General features: G+C 67.0%; 7 protein-coding genes. 4 read left to right on the forward strand and 3 right to left on the reverse strand.

The window, feature by feature from the left end; all coding sequences use genetic code 11:
* Positions 1 to 268: 268 nt before the first annotated feature.
* Entirely contained in the window at positions 269 to 1,363 is a 1,095-nt protein-coding gene (locus B2W70_RS14090; protein ID WP_286746614.1) for an alkene reductase, read from the reverse strand.
* Positions 1,364 to 1,440: 77 nt separating this feature from the next.
* A complete protein-coding gene (locus B2W70_RS14095; protein WP_286746616.1) occupies positions 1,441 to 2,082 on the reverse strand; it encodes a TetR/AcrR family transcriptional regulator in 642 nt (213 codons plus the stop codon).
* Positions 2,083 to 2,311: 229 nt separating this feature from the next.
* Here B2W70_RS14095 and B2W70_RS14100 point away from each other — a divergent pair, with 229 nt between their 5' ends.
* The 4 genes from B2W70_RS14100 (at position 2,312) to B2W70_RS14115 (ending at position 6,233) form a co-directional block, all read left to right on the forward strand.
* Positions 2,312 to 3,727, forward strand: coding sequence for a bifunctional enoyl-CoA hydratase/phosphate acetyltransferase (locus B2W70_RS14100; protein ID WP_286746618.1), 1,416 nt, complete (start codon positions 2,312 to 2,314; stop codon positions 3,725 to 3,727).
* Entirely contained in the window at positions 3,724 to 4,923 is a 1,200-nt protein-coding gene (locus B2W70_RS14105; RefSeq protein ID WP_286746620.1) for an acetate/propionate family kinase, read from the forward strand. The genes B2W70_RS14100 and B2W70_RS14105 overlap by 4 nt, the downstream gene beginning before the upstream one ends.
* A gap of 124 nt (positions 4,924 to 5,047) precedes the next feature.
* The gene (locus B2W70_RS14110; RefSeq protein ID WP_286746622.1) at positions 5,048 to 5,974 is read left to right on the forward strand and encodes a branched-chain amino acid transaminase; all 927 of its coding nucleotides are present in this window, start codon (positions 5,048 to 5,050) and stop codon (positions 5,972 to 5,974) included.
* Positions 5,975 to 6,014: 40 nt separating this feature from the next.
* Positions 6,015 to 6,233 carry a zinc-finger domain-containing protein gene (locus B2W70_RS14115; protein WP_058086644.1) on the forward strand — a complete coding sequence of 73 codons (219 nt, stop codon included), beginning with the start codon at positions 6,015 to 6,017 and terminating at the stop codon, positions 6,231 to 6,233.
* 128 nt (positions 6,234 to 6,361) lie between these two features.
* Here the strand turns inward: B2W70_RS14115 and B2W70_RS14120 are convergent.
* The coding region (locus B2W70_RS14120; RefSeq protein WP_286746624.1) for a DUF3455 domain-containing protein at positions 6,362 to 6,839 on the reverse strand (478 nt) is incomplete at its 5' end.

A 6,839-nucleotide genomic window follows, 5' to 3' on the forward strand; every position in this document is an offset into this window, starting at 1 on the left:
GTTCAAATCCGGCCCCCGCAACCACATTGGAAACGCCTGTTGCCATCATCGTCAACAGGCGGTTTTCACAAACAAAGGTCACTCGGAAACGGGTGGCCTTTTTTGTTGTCTCCGACCTTGTCTGCCCCAGATGAGCGCAAGCGGCCATGGGCACAAAAAAAGCCCGACCGTGTGGGGGCGGGCTTGCTGGAGGCGCAGGCCGCAGTTGCGTTGCGAACCTGCCCCCCGTGTTGGCATGCCGGCGGCGCGGGCCAGCGCGTGCATTGGGTCAGGCCAGTGCGGGGTAGTCGGTGTAGCCGTGGGGGCCTTGACCGCCGTACAGCGGCGCGTCCTTGAACAGCTCGTTGAGTGGCGCGTTTTCCTTGAAGCGACGCACCAGGTCGGGGTTGCTGATCGTCAGGCGACCGAAGGAGATCAGGTCGGCGCGACCCGTGGCCACGGCCTCCTGAGCCATCTCCTTGGTGTAGCCGTTGTTGAGCATCCAAACGCCGCTGTAGAGCTTGCGCAGCGCTTCGTAATCGAAGGGCGCGTTGTCGCGCGGGCCACCGGTGGCGCCTTCGACCACGTGGATGTAGACCGGGTGCAGCTTTTGGAGCTCGCGCACCACGTGTTCGAACAGCGGCTGGGGGTTGGACTCGTTCGAATCGTTGACCGGTGAGACAGGCGAGATGCGGATGCCGACTTTGCCGGCACCGATTTCGCCGATGACAGCGGTCATGACCTCGACCAGGAAACGGGCGCGATTTTCGATGGAGCCACCGTACTGGTCGGTGCGGTGGTTGGAGCCGTCGCGCAGGAAGGCGTCGATCAGGTAGCCGTGGGCGCCGTGGATTTCGACACCGTCAAAGCCGGCCTCGATGGCGTGGCGCGCGGCGGTGCGGAAGTCATCGACGATGCCGGCGATCTCGCCGGTCTCGAGTGCGCGGGGCAGCGAGGTGTCGACGTAGCCGGCGCCAGGGATGTAGGTCTTGGCGTTGGCGCGGATCGACGACGGGGCCACGGGGGCGTTTTCGCCGGGCTGGAAGGCGGTGTGCGACATGCGGCCGGTGTGCCACAGCTGCACGAAGATCTTGCCGCCCCGGGCGTGCACTTCGTCGGTGACTTGGCGCCAGCCAGCGATCTGCTCGGGGGGGTGCACGCCGGGTGTGGACACGTAGCCCTGGGCCTGGGCCGAGACCTGGGTGGCCTCCGCGATGATCAGGCCGAGGCTGGCGCGCTGGGCGTAGTACTCGATGGTCATGGGGCCCGGCACGTTGCCGGCTTCGGCGCGGTTGCGGGTCAGGGGGGCCATCACCATGCGGTTGGCCAGCTGGATGTCGCCCAGCTTGAAGGGTTGGAACAGGTCGCGAACGGTCTCGGTCATGAGGGGCTCCAGTGAACAGAGGCGAAGGATGCGCCGGGTGGACGCACATGGGTTGAAGGGGGCGGTGCGAAGTCGCTTCAGGTTTGCTGTTTCGCTCCGCCGGGATGGCGGACTGCGGCCGATGCACAAGGTGCCAGCAGGTGGTCGAGCAGCAGCGCGACGGTGTCGCTCAGCGGCCCGGTGTGGCGCTCGATCTTCATGCGCAGCAGTGCACCTTCCCACGCGTCCCAGAACAGCAGCGAGAGGGTGTGGGGGGGCAGGTCGCGGCGCATGCTGCCTTCGGCCTGGGCGCGCTCGATGAGGTCGGCCAGGCGGACCCGCCATGCGTCGAGGCTGGTTTGCAGCACTTCGCGGCAGGGGGCGCTGGATTCGGCGACTTCGGCCGCGAAATTGCCCACCAGACAGCCTTGGCATTCGGTGCGAGCGTGGTGCTCGACGAAGCGCGCGAAGGTGTGGCGGATGGTGCCCAGTGCGTCGGAAGGTGCGTCGCTCAGGCATTGGTCCCAAGCTTGGTCCACCCAGTCGGCGTAGTGCCGGATGATCTGAGCGGCAAAGGCTTCCTTGCTGCCGAAGTGGTTGTAGAAGGAGCCCTTGGGCACGCCCGCCTGGTCGGTGATCTGCTGGATGCCGGTGGCGTTGTAGCCGTGCCGGTTGAACAGCAGGTATCCGGCGTCGGTCAGGCGCCGGGGGATGTCGGTGGGGTCGGAGGTGCGGGGCATGGGCAAAGAATATGACCAGTCGTCTTGAAATGTCGAGGGTCCCTGAATGCCCGTGCAAAGCAGGTGGTTTTTGTCGCGCCAGCGCATTGCACCGATTGAACCTGGATCAATGGCGCGCGTGCTCGCGCTTGATCGCGTGTGCCTGCTAGAGCTGCTTTCACACTCTGGCCCTATGCTTGAGCCACACCCGGGCGGCGTCCGCTCCGGGGCAAGCAAAACATGGAGCGCCATGACCGCCTACCGCAACCACACCTTCGATCAGATCGAGCCAGGCGCTGGCCTGGTTGTGCACCACACGGTCACCAGCCAGGAAGTTGAGCTGATGGCACTGGTCTCTGGCGAGGCCGACCCGTTCGCTGCCGATGGCGACGAGGCAGCACGCTGTGGGCCGGCTTGCGAGGGCGTCAGCGCCGAAGCGCTGGTGCACGGCATGCTCAAGCGCCAGCTGCCCGGGCCCGGCACGGTCATCATGGCGCACCAGCTCAGCTACTCGGGCCGAGCCTGTGCGGGCGACGAGCTGGTGGCTTCGGTCACCGTGCTGGAAAAGCAGGCGCCCGACCGGGTGCTGTTCGATTGCCAGGTGCGTCGCGGAGACGATGTGTTGCTGGCTGGCACCGTCACGGTGAGGGCGCCGTTGACCAGCCAGGTGGTCGATGGGCGCGAGGCGCCCGACGTGGTGCTGCGTCGCCATGATGTGTTCGGACGCTTGTTCCGTGAGTGCGAAGGCCAGCCAGCTGTGAAGTGCGCGGTGGTTCACCCCTGCGATGCGGCCTCGCTGGGTGGTGCGCTGGAGGCCGCCCGGCATGGCCTGATCGAGCCGGTGCTGGTGGGGCCCCAGGCCAAGATCCATGCGGTGGCCAAAGCCGGAGGCTGGGACCTGTCTGCTTACCGCGTGGTGCCTACCGAGCACAGCCACGCGGCGGCCGAAGCCGCGGTGGCCTTGGCCAAAGCGGGTGAGGTGCAAGCTCTGATGAAAGGCAGCTTGCACACCGACGAGCTCATGGCGGCGGTGGTGGCCTCGGGCACGGGCTTGCGAACCGGTCGGCGTGTCAGCCACGTGTTCGTGATGGACGTGCCGGCTTACCCGCGCATGCTGCTCGTGACCGATGCGGCCATCAACATCGCACCCAGCATCCGGGACAAGGTCGACATCGTGCAAAACGCCATCGACCTGGCGCATGTGCTGGGCGTGGCCGAACCCAGGGTGGCCATCCTGGCGGCGGTCGAGACGGTCAACCCCGAGATGGTGGCCACCATCGATGCGGCCATGTTGTGCAAGATGGCGGATCGGGGACAGATCACAGGTGGTTTGGTGGATGGGCCACTGGCTTTCGACAACGCTGTGAGCGTGGAAGCTGCGAAGACCAAGCACATCGTCTCCGATGTGGCAGGACGGGCCGACGTCCTCATGGTGCCCAACCTCGAGGCGGGCAACATGGTCGCCAAACAGCTGCAGTACCTGGCTGGGGCGGACAGCGCGGGCATCGTGCTGGGGGCGCGGGTGCCCATCATCCTGACCAGCCGGGCCGACAGCGTGCGCACCCGGCTGGCGTCTGCGGCGGTGCTCAAACTGCTGGCTCGCGCGCAGCAGGAGCAGGCCGAGCGGCGGCAGGCTGAACTGGCGGCGCAGGCAGGTCAGCCATGAGCCAGGCCATCGTGGTGTTCAACGCAGGCTCGTCGAGCCTGAAGTTCTCGCTGTTCCCGGTGGACCTGAGCGAGCCCTGGTTGCATGGGCAGATCGATGGCCTGCAGAGCAAGCCTCGGCTGAAGGCGCATGCGCCCGACGGTGTGGAGGTGTTGCAGCACGCGTGGCCGCCAGGGCAGGCGCTGGCGCACGACGAGGCCCTGGCTTTTTTGCTGCAGGCACTGCAGCCCTTCCTCAAGGGGCACACGCTGTGCGCCGTGGGGCACCGCATTGTTCACGGGGGCAGCCGGTTCAGCGAGCCGGTCAAGCTCGACGACTCGGTGTTGGCCGAGTTGGACGCCCTGGTGCCTTTGGCCCCGCTGCACCAGCCTCACAACCTGTCGCCTGTGCGGGCGCTGCAGCGTGTGGCGCCGGGCCTGCCGCAGGTGGGTTGTTTTGACACCGCGTTCCATGCCAGCTGTCCGCCTTTGCACCAGCGCTTTGCCTTGCCGCGCGAGCTGCACGAGGCGGGCGTGCGGCGCTACGGCTTCCATGGCTTGTCGTACGAGTACATCGCCAGCCGCTTGCCCGAGGTGGACGCACGCGCGGCGAAGGGCCGCACCGTGGTCTTGCACCTGGGCAATGGCGCGAGCATGTGCGCCATGCAAGGCGGGCGCAGCGTGGCCAGCAGCATGGGCTTCACCGCGCTCGATGGTTTGATGATGGGCACGCGTTGCGGCAGCCTGGACGCTGGCGTGTTGCTGTGGTTGATGGACGAGCGCGGCATGGACGCGCGCGCCATCGAGCGCTTGCTCTACAGTGAGTCGGGTTTGTTGGGGGTGTCGGGCGAGTCGCCCGACATGCGCACGCTGCTGGCCAGCGAACGCGCCGAGGCGCGCGAGGCGGTTGATCTTTACGTGCACCGCATCACCCGCGAGCTGGGCGCCATGGCGGCCGTGCTGGGTGGGTTGGACGCGGTGGTGTTCACGGCCGGCATTGGCGAGCGCGCCGCCCCGATCCGCGAGGCGGTGTGCCGGCAGGCGGCCTGGCTGGGCCTGATGCTGGATGAGCCCGCCAACCGCGACGCGCCCTTCCTGCAGGACGGGCAGCACTGGGGCATCAGCACCGCAGGCAGTGCCGTGTCGGCCTGGGTCGTGCCGACCGACGAGGAGCGGATGATCGCCCGGCACACGCGGCGGCTCGTGCTGGGCAGCTAGGCGGCCACCGAGGGGCGCCCGGGCGGCGGGCGCGGTCGCCGGGCTCGCCAGAGGTCTACAATCTCGGGTTCTACACAGGTTTCAACGTGCTGCCGTTTGAGGGCGGCACCGGAAAGGACTCCCCATGTCGATGGACGACCGCGACGGCAAGATCTGGATGGACGGCAAGCTGGTGGAATGGCGCGACGCCAAGGTCCACGTGCTGACCCACACGCTGCACTATGGCTGCGGCGCCTTCGAGGGCGTTCGCGCCTACAACACCGTCAACGGCCCGGCCATCTTCCGCCTGCGCGAGCACACGGAGCGCCTGTTCAACAGCGCCAAGATCCTGCGCATGCCGATGCCCTTCACGATCGAGCAGATCGAGCAGGCACAAATCGACGTGGTCAAGGCCAACAACCTCGAGAGCGGCTACATCCGTCCGCTGGTGTGGCTGGGCTCGGAGAAGCTGGGTGTCAGCCCCAAGGGCGCCAAGGTGCACCTGATGGTCGCCGCCTGGACCTGGGGCGCTTACCTGGGCGAAGAGGGCATGAAGCGCGGCATCCGCGTCAAGACCTCCAGCTACACCCGCCACCACGTCAACATCACGATGACGCAGGCCAAGGCGGTGAGCAACTACACCAACTCGATCCTGGCCAACATGGAAGCCACGGACGACGGCTACGACGAAGCCCTGCTGCTCGACAGCGCCGGCTTCGTGTCCGAAGGCGCGGGCGAGAACATCTTCGTGATCAAGTCCGGCGTGATCTACACCCCCGACCTGTCGGCCGGTGCGCTCAACGGCATCACGCGCAACACCATCTTCGCGATTGCCAAGGACCTGGGCCTGGAGATCGTGCAAAAGCGCATCACCCGCGACGAGATCTACATCGCCGACGAGGCCTTCTTCACCGGCACCGCTGCTGAAGTCACGCCCATCCGCGAACTCGACCGCATCGAGATCGGCATCGGCTCGCGTGGCCCGATCACCGAGAAGATCCAGTCGGCCTTCTTCGACATCGTCAACGGCCGCAACGCCAAGTACGCCGAGTGGCTGACGCCGGTGCGCTGAAGCGGCACCTTGATCTGCTGACCCCCACGAAAGCAACATCATGAGCACCAGCACCCAAGCGCCCAAGAGCGTGATCGAAGTCGGCGCCGCTGACCTGCAAGGCCCAGGCGTCGTCTTCTGCCCGAACCCGAAGATGCCGGTGTGGAGTCACCACCCCAAGGTCTTCATCGACGTGGTCTCCGAAGGCGAAGGCCGTTGCCCGTATTGCGGCACGGTCTACAAGCTCAAGGACGGCGAGCACGTGCACCACGGCCACTGAAGGCAGCACGGCCCAGGTTCGCACCCGGCCCATCGGCGCCCGACAGGGCCGGATCGAAACAAGGAAGCCCGGCTCTTGGCCGGGCTTTTTTCATGTCCGCCCGCCGCCTGTCACAGCGGGCGGTGGCATCACATGGCGGGCTTGTAGAAGGCGTAGTCGGCGCGGTAGGGCACGACCTGCTTCTGGCCGAGCTGCTCGGCGCCGCAAGGCAGGGCAGGGGCCACACCGCCGACCGTCTTGAGTCGCTGGATGAAGCTCACGCCCTTCATGGCGCCTTCGCCCGTGGCCGGGTTGGCCTGCACCAGCTGCAGCGGGATGTTGCCGGCGGGGGCGGGGCTCACGGCCAGTTGTTTGCCCGTGACCTTGGAGCCGTCGTTGGCCTCCCAGGTGGGGCCTGCGTGGTACTTGCCCACGACCTGGCCCTTGGCGTTCGTCAGCGTGGCCACGGGGGCGACAAAAGCCCATTCGTGGCCGCCGCCTGCCTTCTTCTCGCGGCATTCGTAGGTGATCTCGCCGGTCCCCGTCGTGTAGAGGGACTGGGCCTGGCCTGCGGGCACGCGCACGGCGTCGGGCAAGGTGGCGTTGTCCACGCGGGGCTCGGCGGGC

Source organism: Aquabacterium sp. UBA2148 (assembly GCF_002328915.1).
Taxonomy (GTDB): domain Bacteria; phylum Pseudomonadota; class Gammaproteobacteria; order Burkholderiales; family Burkholderiaceae_C; genus Aquabacterium; species Aquabacterium parvum.